At 68.8% G+C, this 14,942-nt stretch carries 14 protein-coding genes; 10 read left to right on the top strand and 4 right to left on the bottom strand.

Going from position 1 to position 14,942, the window contains the following annotated elements:
* Positions 1-68 precede the first annotated feature (68 nt).
* Positions 69-1,160 carry a hypothetical protein gene (locus GF068_RS10500; RefSeq protein ID WP_153819241.1) on the bottom strand — a complete coding sequence of 364 codons (1,092 nt, stop codon included), beginning with the start codon at positions 1,158-1,160 and terminating at the stop codon, positions 69-71.
* A 28-nt stretch (positions 1,161-1,188) separates the two neighbouring features.
* On the bottom strand, positions 1,189-1,410 hold the full coding sequence (locus GF068_RS10495) for a DUF350 domain-containing protein (RefSeq protein ID WP_153819240.1): 222 nt from the start codon (positions 1,408-1,410) through the stop codon (positions 1,189-1,191).
* A 109-nt stretch (positions 1,411-1,519) separates the two neighbouring features.
* Here GF068_RS10495 and GF068_RS10490 point away from each other — a divergent pair, with 109 nt between their 5' ends.
* The 4 genes from GF068_RS10490 (at position 1,520) to GF068_RS10475 (ending at position 5,698) form a co-directional block, all read left to right on the top strand.
* Entirely contained in the window at positions 1,520-2,338 is an 819-nt protein-coding gene (locus GF068_RS10490; RefSeq protein ID WP_170319408.1) for an alpha/beta fold hydrolase, read from the top strand.
* Positions 2,339-2,394: 56 nt separating this feature from the next.
* The gene (locus tag GF068_RS10485; protein ID WP_206079438.1) at positions 2,395-2,631 is read left to right on the top strand and encodes a DUF378 domain-containing protein; all 237 of its coding nucleotides are present in this window, start codon (positions 2,395-2,397) and stop codon (positions 2,629-2,631) included.
* Between the two features lie 124 nt (positions 2,632-2,755).
* A complete protein-coding gene (locus tag GF068_RS10480; protein WP_153819237.1) occupies positions 2,756-4,849 on the top strand; it encodes an EGF domain-containing protein in 2,094 nt (697 codons plus the stop codon).
* Positions 4,850-4,891: 42 nt separating this feature from the next.
* On the top strand, positions 4,892-5,698 hold the full coding sequence (locus GF068_RS10475; protein ID WP_170319407.1) for a fibro-slime domain-containing protein: 807 nt from the start codon (positions 4,892-4,894) through the stop codon (positions 5,696-5,698).
* Between the two features lie 3 nt (positions 5,699-5,701).
* On the opposite strand, the gene GF068_RS10470 is transcribed toward GF068_RS10475, so the two are convergent.
* Positions 5,702-7,432, bottom strand: coding sequence for a putative signal transducing protein (locus GF068_RS10470; protein ID WP_153819235.1), 1,731 nt, complete (start codon positions 7,430-7,432; stop codon positions 5,702-5,704).
* Between GF068_RS10470 and GF068_RS10465 the strand changes: the two genes are divergently transcribed.
* The gene (locus tag GF068_RS10465; protein WP_153819234.1) at positions 7,417-8,520 is read left to right on the top strand and encodes a hypothetical protein; all 1,104 of its coding nucleotides are present in this window, start codon (positions 7,417-7,419) and stop codon (positions 8,518-8,520) included. The genes GF068_RS10470 and GF068_RS10465 overlap by 16 nt on opposite strands.
* Positions 8,521-8,527: 7 nt before the next feature.
* Complete coding sequence (deoD, locus tag GF068_RS10460; RefSeq protein WP_153819233.1) at positions 8,528-9,262, top strand: purine-nucleoside phosphorylase; 735 nt, start codon at positions 8,528-8,530, stop codon at positions 9,260-9,262.
* Positions 9,263-9,270: 8 nt separating this feature from the next.
* On the opposite strand, the gene GF068_RS10455 is transcribed toward deoD, so the two are convergent.
* The gene (locus GF068_RS10455; RefSeq protein WP_153819232.1) at positions 9,271-10,272 is read right to left on the bottom strand and encodes a class I SAM-dependent methyltransferase; all 1,002 of its coding nucleotides are present in this window, start codon (positions 10,270-10,272) and stop codon (positions 9,271-9,273) included.
* A gap of 97 nt (positions 10,273-10,369) precedes the next feature.
* Here GF068_RS10455 and GF068_RS10450 point away from each other — a divergent pair, with 97 nt between their 5' ends.
* From GF068_RS10450 to GF068_RS10435, 4 genes are all read left to right on the top strand, one after another.
* Positions 10,370-10,978: a hypothetical protein gene (locus GF068_RS10450; protein ID WP_153819231.1), complete on the top strand. Its 609-nt coding sequence runs from the start codon at positions 10,370-10,372 to the stop codon at positions 10,976-10,978.
* 118 nt (positions 10,979-11,096) lie between these two features.
* Positions 11,097-11,897 (top strand): hypothetical protein, encoded by an 801-nt coding sequence (locus GF068_RS10445; protein ID WP_153819230.1) that lies wholly within the window; start codon positions 11,097-11,099, stop codon positions 11,895-11,897.
* Between the two features lie 97 nt (positions 11,898-11,994).
* Positions 11,995-12,756 (top strand): CDP-alcohol phosphatidyltransferase family protein, encoded by a 762-nt coding sequence (locus GF068_RS10440; protein WP_170319406.1) that lies wholly within the window; start codon positions 11,995-11,997, stop codon positions 12,754-12,756.
* Positions 12,757-12,986: 230 nt separating this feature from the next.
* Positions 12,987-14,825: a hypothetical protein gene (locus GF068_RS10435; RefSeq protein WP_153819228.1), complete on the top strand. Its 1,839-nt coding sequence runs from the start codon at positions 12,987-12,989 to the stop codon at positions 14,823-14,825.
* Positions 14,826-14,942: the final 117 nt, after the last annotated feature.

Raw genomic sequence — 14,942 nt, 5'->3', positions numbered from 1 at the left:
CAAAACGAGCCTCGCTCCGCGAGACCTGGCAAGCATCGCGCTCACGTTCGCCGCGCCGCGAGGCCCGGTCAAGCGGCAGGCTCGGGCGCGCCCCGGAAGCCGAGCGCCCGCGCCTGCGCCGGCCCCGTGTCCCTGCGTCGCCAGAGCACCGCGTCGAGCACGTAGTGCGTCGCCTGCGGCAGCGCGAGCAGGGGCACGATCACCGCCCGCGCCGCGGGGCCGAGCAGCGGCGCCTCGCGCGCCCCGCCGAAGAGCAAGGGTTTTTCATGCCAGACCAGCCGATCCCAGAGCGCCTCCTCGGCGAACGCGAGGGCGAGCGCCACCCCCATGAACGCGAGCACGCCGCCGGCCACGATCCGCGCGACGAGCCCCCTCGGCGCCTCCCGCGCGCGCTCCCGCGCGAACGCCCAGAGCAGCGCCATGTACGGGATCCCGTGCACGAGCACGTTCGTCACGGTGAACTGGAAGTCCGAGTTCGTCGCGACGATCCCCGAGAACCAGGTGATCGCCGTCGTCGCCACCACGAGGTGCTTGCCCGGGTTGTTCGGCCCGCCGCGGCGCCACGTGATCACCACGCGCGCCGCGTACGCCACGAGCAGCGCGGCCCAGACGATCCCCGCGGGCACGACGAGCGCCGAGAGCCACGGCAAGGTCACGAAGTCGTCCTCGACGAACCACCGGAACGCGCGAGGGAGGTGGGCGTGCCAGTAGAGCAGCGGGAAGCACGTCGACGCGTAGATCGTGGCGTCGTCGAGCGCGCGGCCGAGCTGCGATCGTTCGCCGGCCCGCGCGCGGTAGATCGCCACCCAGCCTGCTTGCTGCCGGACGAAGTGCAGCACCGCGACGTACGCGAGCACGCGCCAGAACAGCCGCTCGGACGTGGCGTGCAGGAGCGCGCCCGCGGCCCAGCACCCGAGCGGCGTGGCGATGTAGAGCGCGCGGCGCTTCGCGAGCTCCTCGCGATCGAGGTACGTCCGGAAGAACGTCGTGTGGACGTGCGCGACGTCGACCACGAGCACGAACGTGATCCATCCCCAGAGCGGCAACACGCCCTCGTCGCTCAGCGCGGGCGCGAGCGCGGCGAGCACGAGCGCGAGCGCCGCGGACCCCCCGAAGACGGCCACGTCCACGCGCGCGCCCCAGATCCAGGGCCCGTTCACGACGCGCTCGGGGACCTCCCCCGGATCACTAGCCGTGGATCGCCGCGGCGATGATCCAGGAGAGGCCGAGGATCACCGAGCCGATCACGATCGCCAGCGCGGTGTTCTGGTCCTCCTCGATCTCCTTGCGGATCGAGAACGGCGTCACCTTCGTGATGATGAGGAACGCGACGGCGAAGACGACGAGTCCGATCCCGACGAAGATGAGGGTGGCGAGCGAGGCCTTGAGTAGCTGCGAGATGTCGAGCATCGATGCTTTCCCGAAGGCCCGGACGGGCCGTGCCGGCAGGGTAAGGGAAGTGGGCCCGGCTGGGAAGCCTCGACGTCGCGGGCGGAAGCGGCTACGTCCCTGGGCGACCATGGCCATCGCGCGGCTCTCCGGCGTCGACATCCATTACGACACCTTCGGCGAGTCCGGGCCGGCGGTGCTGCTCGTCATGGGCCTCGGCTCGAGGGGCGACAACTGGACCCCCATTTCGCGGGCCCTCGCCGGCCGGGGCTTCCGCGTGATCCAGTTCGATAACCGCGACGTCGGGCGCTCCTCGCGCTTCCCGGGAGGGAGCTACGAGATCGCGGACATGGCCGCGGACGCCGTCGGGCTGCTCGATCACCTCGGCGCCCGCGAGGCGCGGCTCGTCGGCATTTCGATGGGCGGCATGATCGCCCAGGAGCTCGCCGCCTCGTTCCCGGAGAGGTTCTCGCGCCTCGTGCTGCTCGCCACGTGGCCGGGCGGCGACCTCGCCAGGAAGCCCGAGAGCCCGATCCTCGCCGAGCTCGCGGCGCTCGCGCGCGGGGAGGAGGAAGATCGCGCGGCGGCCGAGGCGCGCCTCGGCGCATTTTATCGAGCGATCACGGGCCCTGCGTTCGTCCAGAAGAACCCGGAGCTCCTCGACATGGCCGTCGCCTTCGCGCTCGAGGGCGCCCCCGAGGTCGAGGGGCTCATGCGCCAGATCCGGGCGATCAGCAGGTTTGCCATCGGCGATCGGCTCGGCGAGATCCGCGCGCCGACGCTCGTCCTGCACGGCGACGCCGATCCGCTCATTCCGTACGAAAATGGCGAGATCATCGCGCGGCGGATCCCGGGGGCGCGGCTCTGCACGCTCCGCGGCGTGGGGCACCTCGTCCCGCTGGAGGCGCCGCTCGCGACCTTCGGGGCGCTGCTCGATTTTCTGTCCTGATGTGGTCCGGCTCGTCCGCGCGGGTGGGTGGTCCGTCCCATGCATCGCGGATCGGCATGGTAGATACACGCACGGATGGGATGTCGGGACTGGCGTGGGTGGCGTTGATCCTCACGATCGTAGGCGCCCTCAACTGGGCGCTCGTGGGGCTCTTCGAGTGGAACCTCGTGGCCGCCCTTTTCGGCACGATGTCGACGCTCACGCGCATCGTGTACGTGCTCGTGGGCCTGGCGGGTCTGTATTTGATTTTCCTCTCGACCCGCCTGGTGCAGCGGCCAAGGACAAGAGTCTGACGGCGGCCCGGCCTCGATCGTCCGTGATCCCTCCGCGGAAAACTCTGGACAAGCGGGTCCGTCCAGGTTTCGATGCCCGACGTTTGCGCGCTGCACGGAGAGCAGCCCGTGAGGAGGTCGGAGCATGCGTGGTGGGATTCGGTCGATGGGTCGGGCGGTGCTCATTGGGGCCGTCGCGCTCATCGCGGGAGGCTGCAGTGACGATGCGTCGACGACCGCCACGGGGGTGGGAGGCCAGGGCGGAAACGCGGGCCAGGGTGGGGCGGGCGGTCAGGGCGGCGAAGCGGGCCAGGGCGGCCAGGGCGGGGACGCGGGCCAAGGAGGCGGCGGCCCCGTCTGCGGCGACGGCGGGCTCGACAGCGGCGAGGCGTGTGACGACGGCAATACGACCGACGGGGACGGCTGCTCGGCTGCGTGCGCCGTCGAAGCCGGATTCGAATGCGACAAGGCCCCGAGCGTCTGCGTGGCGACGTGCGGGGACGGCATGCTCGTCGGCGCCGAGGCGTGTGACGACGCGAATACCGAGGACGGCGACGGCTGCTCGGGGGCGTGCGCCATCGAATCGGGCTGGAGCTGCTCCGGCGAGCCGAGTGTTTGCGCGTCCGGCTGCGGCGACGGTCTGATCGTCGGGGCGGAGGCGTGTGACGACGGCAATCTCGCGAGCGCCGACGGCTGCTCGTCCGCCTGCGAGCTCGAGCCCGGCTGGGATTGCGCGGGCAGCCCGACCGTGTGCACGGACCTCGACGAGTGCACGCTGAACACGGACAACTGCGGCGCGAATGCGGCGTGTTCGAACCTGCCCGGCTCGTTCTCGTGCGCGTGCGACGCGGGATACGCGGGCGACGGCCTCACGTGCATGGACGTGGACGAGTGCGCGCTCTCCACGGACAACTGCGATCCGAACGCGGCGTGTTCGAACCTGCCCGGCTCGTTCTCGTGCACGTGCAACATGGGATACGCCGGTGACGGCGTCCTGTGCATGGACGTGGACGAGTGCTCGCTGAACACGGACAACTGCGACGCGAACGCGGCCTGCACGAACCTGCCGGGCTCGTTCTCGTGCGCGTGCAACATGGGATATGCCGGCGACGGCGTCCTCTGCACGGACGTGGACGAGTGCACATTGAACACGGACAACTGTGACGTGAACGCGGCGTGCACGAACCTGCCCGGCTCGTTCTCGTGTACGTGCGACATGGGATACACCGGCAATGGTGTCACCTGCACGGACGTGAACGAATGTTCTCTGGGCACGGACGACTGTGATCCGAACGCGGCGTGCGCGAACCTGCCCGGCTCGTTCTCCTGCGCCTGCAACGCGGGTTTTTCCGGCAATGGCAAGACCTGCACGCCCGTCTGCGGCGACGGCCTCGTGGTCGCGGGCGAGGCGTGTGACGATGGGGGCACGGTGTCCGGCGACGGATGCTCGTCGACCTGCCAGGTGGAGACCGGCTACACCTGCGGCGGCGCGCCGAGCGTGTGTGCGCCGACCTGCGGCGATGGGCTCCTCCTGCCCGGCGAGAAATGCGACGACGGGGACGCCGCGGGCGGCGACGGTTGCAGCGCGCTCTGCGTGGTCGAGCCGTATTTCCGGTGCAAGGGCGCCCCGAGCACCTGCGCCCGCATCAAGATCGCGTACGCCCCCTCGAACAACGACTCCGCAACGTATCGCGCCGCCATCGCGGCGATCACCGGCGGGACGGTGACGTACCTCGATCCTCGCTCGTCCTCGCCCTCCCTCGCGACGCTGAACACGTACGATTGCGTGCACACCTGGGTCAACGAGGCGTACGCCGGGCCGAATACATTTGGCAACAACCTCGGTAACTTCGTGGACGCGGGTGGCAACGTCGTCCTCGGCGTCTTCTCGACGTACACGAACGGCGCCTCGCTGGGCGGCAAGATCATGACCGTCGGTTATTCGCCCGTGGTTTCGCCGACCGGGGACAACCATTACACGGAGGCGAGCTACGCGGGGGATGGCGTGACGTTCCTCCACAACGGCGTCGCGGCGTATGGCTCGTTCCACCGCGACATGCTCATCCTCCAGGGCTCCGGTATCGTCGACGGCACGTATGACGACGGCGAGATCGCGCATGCGTACCGCCCCGATTTCAAGGTCGTCTACTCGAACGGCACGGGCCACCCGAACATGCTGGGCACGGGCGACTGGGCCCGGCTCGTGGCGAACGGCTGCGCGGCCGGCTTCCTCCAGTAAAATTCGTTGATTTCGTGATTCTCCGGGGCGACGATGGTCGTCATGGGGACGACCGTTCGTGCTCTCCTCCTCCTCGCCCTCCTCGCCGGCTGCGGCGCGCGCACCGAGCTCCACGTCTGCCGGGTGGAGGGCGAGGAGCGTGAATGCGAGACCATCTGCGGCAAGGGCGTGGAGACGTGTGTCCTCGGGCAATGGGAGGGCTGCACGGCGCCGAGGCCCTCGTCGACGATCCCCATCGAGGTGACGATCCGCGATTTCAGCGCCTCCCACCCCGACATGGAGGAGGCCGCGATCGGGCTCGATCTGGGGATCGTCCGGACGAACCTCGGCGGCGACGGCAAGCCCGTCTACGCGGGGGAGCCCACGACACCCACGACGAGCGGCGCGGCGAACTTCGATTCATGGTATCGCGACGTCCCCGGGGTCAACGCCTCGACGTCGTTTTCGCTCGAGCTCGCGTCGAGCCCGGCCGCGCCGAACCTGTATCAGTTCAACGCGCCCGACTTTTTCCCGATCGACGGGCAGCTCCTCGGGAACGAGGGAAACCCGCACAATTTTCATTTCACGCTGGAGATGAGGGTGCCCTTCCGGTACGTCGGCGGCGAGTCGCTCACGTTTCGCGGCGACGACGACCTCTGGGTCTTCCTCAACGACAGGCTCGCCATCGACCTCGGGGGCGTGCACGCGACCGAGAGCCGGACGATCCTCCTCGACGACGAGGCTGAAACCCTGGGCCTCACGAAAGGCGAGGTGTTTCCGTTCGCGCTCTTCTTCGCCGAGCGGCACACGTCGGGGTCGAATTTCTACCTCGAAACGACGATCGCCGAGTTCGACGTCTGCCCGGAGTGACGGTCACGCCGTCGCTTCGTCGTCGGCCGGCTTCTTCTTGCGTTTTTTCTTCTTCGGCGCCGCGGGCGGGGTGGGTTCGTCCTGCAAAACCGCCGGCGGCGGGGCTTCGCCGAGCAGGATTTGTCGCACGATACGCGTCGCCTCCTCGGCGCGGGATGCGGGGACCATCACCTCGATGGGGACAAACGGGTGGGCGAATCGCGCCATCGTCCGGTAATGGATGCCGCGCAAAAGGACCGGGATCCCTTCGCTGCGCAGGGCGGCGGCGGCCATGTCCGCCGCGAAGACGCGGTGCTCCGGCCAGACCGAGACGAGCTCGCCCTCGATTTGCATGCGGGCCCGGGCCTCGGCCACGAAATCGAGGACGAACATGGTCACGAGCGGGAGGAAAAACGCGCTCGTCCCCGGGCCCACGTCCACGAACATCGGCAAGATCACGAAGACGCAGAGCGGCAAAATGCTCATGCGAAGGGCCGCGAGGATCTCGGTGTTCCCTTCGTCGAGCGGCCGGCTCGCGGGCGCGACCTCGCGGACGCGGCGCCAGATGGCTTCACGGGCAGTCGGCGTCTGGAATCCCCATCCGAAGGCCACGACGAGGGCGGTCGTGAGGACGAGCTGGACCACGAGGGGCGCGCCGTTTTGCTGGAAATACCAGTCGCCGACGGCGTAGGGGATGAGGCCGATGGTCGACAGCAGCCAGAGCAGCCCCCCGAGGCTCCCGGGGACGAGCGCGGGCGCGATGCCGCTCGTGGGCAGCCGGAGCGGCGGCGGCTCTGCGCCCGTCGGGCCGGCGCCTCGTCGATAAGGCTCCGCGCCTGCCGGTCTCGCGCGCACCCGCTCATCCCGGGAGGCAGGCCAGCGCGCACAAGCTATCGTCGCGGCCACGAGCAAGGCGGGAATGGCGAAGATACGAACGATCTCGGCCGCCGTGGGCGGCTCGCCCGTGAACGTGCCCGAGAGGACCCCGTGGAGGAGCACGCCCTCGTCGACGAGCTTCGGGAACAGGTAGAGCAACGCGAATCCATTGCCGAGGCCTCGCCGCGTCACCCACGACGCGAGGAGCACGAGCAAGCTGGTCCCACCGAGCAGGCTGCCCATCACGGCGAGCCGTGACGCGTCGAGCCTCAGCGAATCGACGAGCGTCGAAATACCGTACGCGTGGATGAGCGTGAATCCCATGGCCAGCACGATCATGGCCCGCCCGAGCTTCTCGCGGCCCTCGGGGCCCGCGTGCCGGAGGGGGCGCAGGGCAGGGACGCTCCACGCGACGAGCTCGACGAGCAGCGCCGCGGTCAAGACGGGCTGGAGCCCGATCGCGAACACGCTCAGGTTGATGAGCGACGCGCGGGGCGGCAGGGCGGCCGGATCGATTCCAGGCAAGGGCACGAGCCTCACCCCGGCGATCGCGATGGCGAGCGCAAAGGCCGTCACCCCGACCCGCGACAAGAAACCCGGCGGGAGCGGGCGCGTCGCGGGCTCGGACGAAGGAGCCGCGTCGTATGCCGGTCCGTCGACGAGCTCGACCCCGCAATCGGCGCAGTCCGGTCGATCCACGTCGTATTCGGCCGGCGTTCCGGTGCGCTGCCGATGCGAACACGCGACGTTCGGGCAAAACTTCATGCGTCCCCTCGAAGCGAGGATCCGCGCCTCGGCCCCCGGCGTCAAGCCCTTGTTCCCGGCGCGCGCTGCGCGTAGCCTGGGCGTCGCGAGGTCGAGTGATGCAACGATGTACACGAAGTGGGGCGCTCCTTTTTTGTCTCTTCACGGGCCTGCTCTCCGGCTGCGGAGGCGAGCCCGAGCCTGCGCCCGTCGATCCCAAGACGAACCCGAACGAAGGCCCCTCCGCGGGGAACCCGGACGGCACCTGCGCCGTGCCCGCCGAGGCGCAGGCCGTGGACACATCGAACCCGACGCAGGTCGTCGGCAATGGCACGAAGGAGAGCTGCACCTCGGATGCATTCGTCGACGCCGTGGCGAAGGGCGGCATCATCACCTTCGATTGCGGCCCGGATCCGGTCGTCATCACGCTCGACCGCACGGCAAAAATTTTCAATGACACGGGCCCCGAGATCGTGATCGACGGCGGGGGCAAGGTCACGCTGAGCGGCGCGGGGCAGCGTCGTATTCTCTACATGAACACCTGTGACGAGGCGCAGAAGTGGACGACGCCGATGTGCCAGAACCAGGACCACCCGCGGCTCACGGTGCAAAACCTGACGTTCGTCGACGGCAACGCAAAAGGCGAGGATCCGGACGGCGGGGGCGCGATCTTCGTGCGGGGAGGCCGCTTCAAGGTGGTGAACAGCCGCTTCTTCCACAACGTCTGCGACGACGTCGGCCCGGACGTCGGCGGCGGCGCGATCCGCGTGCTCAGCCAGTACGAGGGGCTGCCCGTGTACGTCGTGAGCAGCACGTTCGGCGGGAGCGAGGAGCTCGGGAACGTCTGCTCGAACGGCGGCGCGCTCTCCAGCATCGGCGTCTCGTACACGGTCCTCAATAGCCTGATGTCGCACCAGCGCGCGATCGGCAATGGCGCCAACCCGGCGAAGGACGGCACGCCCGGCGGCGGCAGCGGCGGCGCCATTTACAACGACGGCAACACGTTCACGCTGACCGTGTGCGGGACCAAGATCACGGACAACCACGCGAACGAAGGGGGCGGCGCCATCTTCTTCGTGAGCAACGATCGCACGGGTACGCTCGTCATCGAGGACTCCGTGCTCTCGAAGAACCCGAGCCTCGGCTTCGAAACCCCGGGCTACCCCGGCATCTTCGTGCTCGCGAACGGCGATCCGCAGGTCACGAACTCCACCCTCGAATGAGCGCGCCATGTCCACCATCCACATCTCCGCGGCGCCGGGCGATTTCGCCGACGTGGTCCTCATGCCGGGGGATCCGCTCCGCGCCCGCTACATCGCCGAGCGTTTCCTGGAAGAGCCGCGCGAGGTGACGGCCGTGCGCAACATGCTCGGCTTCACCGGCCATTACCAGGGGCAACGTGTCTCGGTGATGGGGCACGGGATGGGTATCCCGTCGATCTCGATCTACGCGACGGAGCTCATCCGCCATTACGGCGTGCGTGTCCTCGTCCGCGTGGGGAGCTGCGGCGCGCTCCGGCCGGAGGTCGACCTGAACGACGTGATCGTGGCCCTCGCCGCGGGGACGGACTCTCGTGTCAATCGTGTCCGTTTCCTCGAGCACGATTTCCCGGCCGTCGCCGATTTCAATTTGGCGCGGCGGGCGATGGAGATCGCCGAGCGCCGCGGCCAGACCGTCCGGGCGGGCTCGGTGTTCAGCTCGGATCTCTTTTACATGCCGGATGTCGCGCTGCTGCACGCGACGCTCGTGCGGATGGGCATGCTCGCGATCGAGATGGAGGTGGCGGGCCTCTATGGCGTGGCCGCCGAGCAAGGCGCGCGGGCGCTCGCGTTGCTTTCGGTCGCGGATCACCTGCCGACGGGCCGGGCGCTCTCCTCCGCGGATCGCGAGACCAGCTTCCATACGATGATGGAGATCGCGCTCGAGCTCGCGGCCGTCGAGGCAGCCGCCATGGCGCCGCGATAGGTTTTCCCTCAGCGGCGCGTCGCGAGGGTGTAGAGCACGGAGAGGTCGTTCTCGAGGTCCATCGCGTCCTCGCCCTGGTCCCAGCCGAGGGCGCGACCGAGCTTTCGGATCGCCTCGGTGTCGTCCCGATCGATGTCGCGCACCTCGAACCCCGCCGCCAGGTAGGCCTCGCGCGGGAACGGCGAGCGCCCGTCGGACCAGGGCACGAAGGGTTTGTCCGGAGGCGTCGGGGCCGGGCAGATGTTGTAGATCAGGAAAAACCCCCCGGGGCGGAGCGCGTCGAAGACCGCGCGGAGGAAGGTGGCGTCGTCCACGCCGAGCCGGATGAGCATCTTCTCGTCCGCCGGTCTGTCCGGGTGAATGTACCCTTTCTTGAGGACGTTCTTCGAGACGATGACGTCGAACGGCCCGGCCAGCGCCGCGCGGAGCTCGGGGTCGCCCGGCCAGCCCCCGTGAAGGAGCCGGACCGACCCGGGCGCGCCGGAGAGGCCGGGGATCGGGCCTTGATCGCCGGGCGCGGCATAAAGCGCGGCGAGCAGCGGATCGACGTCGACGCCGGCCGCATGGACGCCGAGGCTCGCGAGCATCCGGAGGTGCCCCGCGCCGCCGTACCCGAAATCGAAGAATCGCGACCCCGGCGGGAGCGTGGCCCCCGCCTCGCCGAGCACGTCGAGCGCGCGCGTGTATGCGAGCGGCGAACCATACCTCGTGTGGTAATAAAATTCCTCGTCGACGACGCGCTCTTTGTCCGTGCCGGCAAACAACGTGCGCGGCGCGACCGCCGGGAGCGAAGGCGCGGCCGCGAGGAACCGGCGCGCGAGATCCGAGCGGACGAGCGGGGCGAGTTTGTCCGCGTCGGCCCGGATGCGTTTGATGCCCTGCGAGGCGTCGGCCTTCGCCGCGGGCGGGGGGGAGGCTTCGGGGGCGGGGGCGGGGGCGCCGCCGCACGCCGAGAGGACAAACGAGGCCGAGAGAATGGCGGCGAGGCGGAGGCCCTTTCGCGTCGACATGGCGCCCGCGTAGCAGGGGCGCGTGGCCGGATCAATCGCTTGACGCCCGTCCGGTCCGAAAGATACGGTGGAGGGCGACGCGGCGCGAGGTTCGGCGATGCACGTGGAGGAGCGCAAGGAGGAGGAGGGGTCGAACGAGCAGGAGCTCGGGGTCCTCCTCGGCGAGTACGGGGCGCTGAAGTCCGAGCAGAGCGCGCGGATCGGTTTTCGTGACAACCTGCTTTACGTGACCGTGGGCGCCGTCGGCGCCGTGACGAGCGTGGCGCTCGGCGGCTTCGGCGGCAGCGGCGGGCCGATGCACGCGGCGTTCCTCGTCGTCCCCTGGGTGACGGCCATCCTCGGCTGGACCTACCTCGTGAACGACCAGAAGATCACGGCGATCCGGATGTACGTGGAGGACGAGCTCGCGAAGCGCGTCAAGCGCAGCGCCAAGGCGCGGCAGGCCGTCTTCGCGTGGGAAGGTTTTCATCGACGGGACGGGCGGCGCAAGCTGCGAAAATGGGTCCAGCTCGGGATCGATCTCGGCACGTTCGTCGCCCCGGGGCTCTGCGCGCTCGCGGCGTACATGGTGCACCTGTCCGCGGACAAACGTTCCCCCACGTGGTACGTCTCGGCCCTCATGCTCGTGGAGGCGGTTGTCCTCGTGGTGCTCGCGGCGCTGTTCGTCGACCACACGCGCGAGGCGTCCCGGCCGAAGCCGCGCTGATTCGCGCGGGCCGCGTGTCATTTTTTCCGGGCGCTCCGTCCCGGAGAGGCGCGGGGGGACATCGTGGCAAACGGCGGCGAGGCGGGAATCTCGCTCTCGCGGGCCCGTTTTTTCCCGCGTGAAAAAGCTCGAAACGTTCACGGATCGGGTCGTCGCGTTGACGTCGCGGATCGTCCAGACGTTGTTCCTCTACGCCGTCGTCGTCGTCCTGGTGCCCGCCTTCATGGCGGTCATCGTCGTGCCGGGGATCGGCGTCATCATGGCCTGCACGCGGTGGGTCCTCGCCGCCCCCGGCGGTTTGTCGTGGTACCCGATGGCCTTCGGAGGGCTCTTCTACGGGGTGTACATGCTGCCCATTGCGATCCTCCATGGCACGTTCGCCCGGCGCCTCTCCAGGCGCGTCGCGCGCCTCGTCCCGGTGCGCGTGGTCGAGGCGCTGCCCGAGCGGTTCGTGGCGATCGAGGCCTGGGTCGTGGGAGGGCGCCCGGCCCCGTCTCGGTCGACCCAGGATCCCGCGAAGCCGACGCCCGACGAGTGGGTCGCCTATCCGCTCGTGCTCCAGGACGCCGCCGGCGACCTGCTCCGCGTCGAGCGCTGGGACGGCGAAGACCGGCCGATCGACGAGGGCGCCGTGCCTTACGGCGTGGTCCGCGTGGGGCACCGCGTCGTCGCCGTGGGGGAGGTCCGGCGCGACGAGGCGGGCTCGGGCATGTACCGCGTCCCCGCCCGCGGCGCGCGGCTCGTGCGGGGCAAGGCGCCTTACTTTCGCGTCCGGGAGGGAGACCTCCACGAGCTGGCCAGTGAGCTCCACCGCAGCGAGACCTCCCCCCTGTGGGGCATCAGCGGCCTCGTCGCGCTCGCGCTTGGCCTCGGGGCGATGCTTGGCGCCCAGTCCGCAGCTTTGTCGTGGTTCCCGTAATGACCACTGCGAAGCGCGTTGCGCACTGCGGCGATCGCCGCTCCATCGTGGAATGGCTTTTGACGCGGCGCCCCGGACGGATGTAGCATCACGCGCCGTGCCGCCGCTTCGTTACTTCGTACCCAATGGGTTCACCGGGCTTTCGCTTCTCCTCGGCCTCGGCTCCGTCGTGATGAGCGCGGAGGGCAACTTCCGCCTCGCGGCGTGGATGATCCTCTGGGGGGTGCTCCTCGACAAACTCGACGGCAGCGCCGCGCGCCTGCTCGACGCGACGAGCAAGTTCGGCGTCGAGTTCGACAGCTTCGCCGACTTCGTGGTCTTCGGCATCGCCCCGGCGGCGCTGATCTACTACCGGCTCCTGCCGATCGGGCCCTTCCTCGGCTGGGAGAAACACGCGCTCATGGGGGTGTCGGGCCTCTACGCGCTCGCGCTCGCCGTGCGCCTCGCGCGCTTCAACGTGATGACCGGCGGCGAGAGCATCTTCTTCGGCCTGCCCGGCACGTTGATGGGCGCCATCATCGCCTCGGGTTTCCTCACGTGGGACAAGTACGGGTTGCCCGAGCGAACGCTCATTTATAGCCCCGCGGTGCTGGTGATCGCCGCGGGCCTCATGGTGAGCTCGGTCCGCCTTCCGAAGCTCAAGCTGCGCAAGAACAAGGTCTTCAACGCGTTCACGGTGTGCAACGTCGTGGGGGCCTACCTCTGCGCGCCGCTCCGGATCCTGCCCGAGTACCTCTTCGGGATCGCCCTCGTCTACACCGTGGGCGGGGTCGTGTATTGCCTGATGAACCCGAGCGTCGGTCTGGAAGCCGAACCCGAGTCGTCCCCCGATCCCGCCCCCGCCGAGCGCCTCGCCTGATTTTCCCGCGAATCCTGCCCCCAGGCGGGCTCGATCGACCACGCCGCCACCCCACGACGCCCCGGGCGCGGCGTGCCCTGACAAAACCATTTTTCATCATCCGGGACGCGAATTCGAGGCTGCGGACGCACGCCGTATTCGCGTGAGCGAACTCACGTTTTTGCTGGTCCCGCGTGTTCCGCTCGCTATCCTCCTCTCGTAATCCGAGTAGCCAATTCGGGGAGGGCGACATGAGGGCCATCGGTGCTCCGGGCAGCCGCTTTCGAACGTTCCAGGGCGCGACGCCCGCGCTTCTCTCGATGCTGCTCTCGTTCGGCGCGGGATCTTGCTCCACGCCGCCGGACGAAGGTCCCTCGCGCGCGAGCGAAGCGGCGCTCGGCGAGGCGAAAGAGGCGAAAGCGGGCGGCAAAAAGACGAAGGCCCTGCGCGTCGAGCGCTCGGTGATCGTGACGGATCTGCCGACGCTCGATCGTTTTTCGTTGAAGCGGGTGCTCGATTTCATCGCGGAGACGAGCGGGGACCCGGGCCTCGACGCCGCGAAGCTCTACCAGCGAGTCTGGGACACCAACAACACGAAGGCCGGGGGCTTCGTGCCCGACGGGCAACACTGCGACGACCAGAAAGACGCGAGCGGCAAGCCGGTGCTGAACGGATTCCCGCTGGATTGTCCGCGGCAGGAGGGCGCGCTCGCGGACCTCTCCAAGCACGACCCGTTCAAGAGCGGCCCGAACGGCGATCCCTACTCGCCCATCGCCATCGCGAACCGGTTCGACCTGGCGCCGCCGGATGGGCAGACCTGCGGGGAGTATCGTATCGTCTTCGCCAAGGGCTCCCAGGCGTCTCCGGTCGAGACCGCCGGCAACAGGCTCGGCCGCAACCGCAATTTCATGATCTTCGAGGCCGTCTTGCCCAATCCGGAGCCCAAAAAAGGCCTGGCGGGCTGTGCGAAGGTGGTCGAGTTCTGGGCGAAGCTCAGCGAGATCGACTCGCCCAAGAAACGAGCCGAGAAGCTCGGTGCGTTCTTCTTCGAGGGTATCGGGGACTTCCCGGCGGCATTCGAGTTCGACCATTTCACGGGTGAGGTGGACCCGCAGACCGGCGCGCAGCGCAGCGGTCGTGTCCGCACGAACCAGTTCATGGCCGACACCGAGGCCGGCGGGCTCGGACAGCCGTGGCAGCTACGCGAGTACAACCTCGCGCGCGCCTGCTCCAGCAAGGGGAAAAAGGGGAAAAAGGCCTGCAAGGCCCAGGTCGCGATGGTCCCGACCCAGCTCACCCCAGATAGCAGCCTGTTCGACGATAAAAACACGAGCCCGCGGGCGCTCCTGTTCCGCGATCCGAATTACGCCGGCAGCTTCATCAGCCAGATCCCGGCGCTCGCCCAGGACGACATCAACCGCCTCAACATGAACAACCTGGGCCGGGAGTTTTACGGCGGGCAGAGCACGTCGCAGCCCGCGCGCCAGCCCGGCGGTCCGCCGGTCGAAAATGACACGAACTACACCTTCGTGTTCGACTCCACCGGGCCGTTCGCCGCGAGGATCCGGGCGAAGCTCAAGGCGATCGGGAGCGAGCTTTCCCCCACGGAGATCGTGCGCCGTGGCATGACCCAGGGCTGCGGGGGCTGCCACCAGCTCAACGGGTCGACGGCGGGGACCTTCGGCGGAGATCCCAGCGGAAACAAGATCGGCGACGGCCTCGTATGGCCGGACCTGGCGGAGGGGCCGGCGCTCCCGTCGGGCGTGCGGCCCCGCGCCTTCACGCACATCTCCGACGCGCTGCTCGTTCCGCTCGAGAGTGGCGTCACCTGCGACACCACATGCACCGCCGAGCCCCGGAGCTGTTCGTGCGCATGGGCCATCTCGCAGGCGCTGTCCGAGTTCTTCGTACCGTTTCGGCGAGATGAGATCGCCGACTACCTGAAGAGCTTGCCGGCCCGCGATGACGACGATGACGACGATGACGACGATGACGACGATGACGACGACGACGACGACGACGATGACGACGACGATGACGACTGGGGCAAGGGCAAGGGCAAGGGTAGGGGCAAGGGCAAGGACGACTGATTTCGGCCGTATCGTAACGTCGCCGTCCGAGCGCCTCGCCTGATTTCCCGGGATTTCCGCCCCGGATGGGCTATCATGGGTTCCGCTCATGATGCCCCGCGCCCCGTCCTCGCTAGC

Source organism: Polyangium spumosum (genome assembly GCF_009649845.1).
Taxonomy (GTDB): Bacteria; Myxococcota_A; Polyangia; order Polyangiales; family Polyangiaceae; genus Polyangium; species Polyangium spumosum.
The sequence above is the reverse complement of the archived record's forward strand: the minus strand, read 5'-3'. Positions and strand labels throughout refer to the sequence as shown.

Coding starts and splice junctions, on each gene's coding strand:
- GF068_RS10495 (WP_153819240.1), bottom strand. CDS start 1,410: ATGCTCGACATCTCGCAGCTACTCAAGGCCTCGCTCGCCACCCTCATC.
- GF068_RS10490 (WP_170319408.1), top strand. CDS start 1,520: ATGGCCATCGCGCGGCTCTCCGGCGTCGACATCCATTACGACACCTTC.
- GF068_RS10485 (WP_206079438.1), top strand. CDS start 2,395: ATGGTAGATACACGCACGGATGGGATGTCGGGACTGGCGTGGGTGGCG.
- GF068_RS10480 (WP_153819237.1), top strand. CDS start 2,756: ATGCGTGGTGGGATTCGGTCGATGGGTCGGGCGGTGCTCATTGGGGCC.
- GF068_RS10475 (WP_170319407.1), top strand. CDS start 4,892: ATGGGGACGACCGTTCGTGCTCTCCTCCTCCTCGCCCTCCTCGCCGGC.
- GF068_RS10465 (WP_153819234.1), top strand. CDS start 7,417: ATGCAACGATGTACACGAAGTGGGGCGCTCCTTTTTTGTCTCTTCACG.
- deoD (WP_153819233.1), top strand. CDS start 8,528: ATGTCCACCATCCACATCTCCGCGGCGCCGGGCGATTTCGCCGACGTG.
- GF068_RS10455 (WP_153819232.1), bottom strand. CDS start 10,272: ATGTCGACGCGAAAGGGCCTCCGCCTCGCCGCCATTCTCTCGGCCTCG.
- GF068_RS10450 (WP_153819231.1), top strand. CDS start 10,370: ATGCACGTGGAGGAGCGCAAGGAGGAGGAGGGGTCGAACGAGCAGGAG.
- GF068_RS10435 (WP_153819228.1), top strand. CDS start 12,987: ATGAGGGCCATCGGTGCTCCGGGCAGCCGCTTTCGAACGTTCCAGGGC.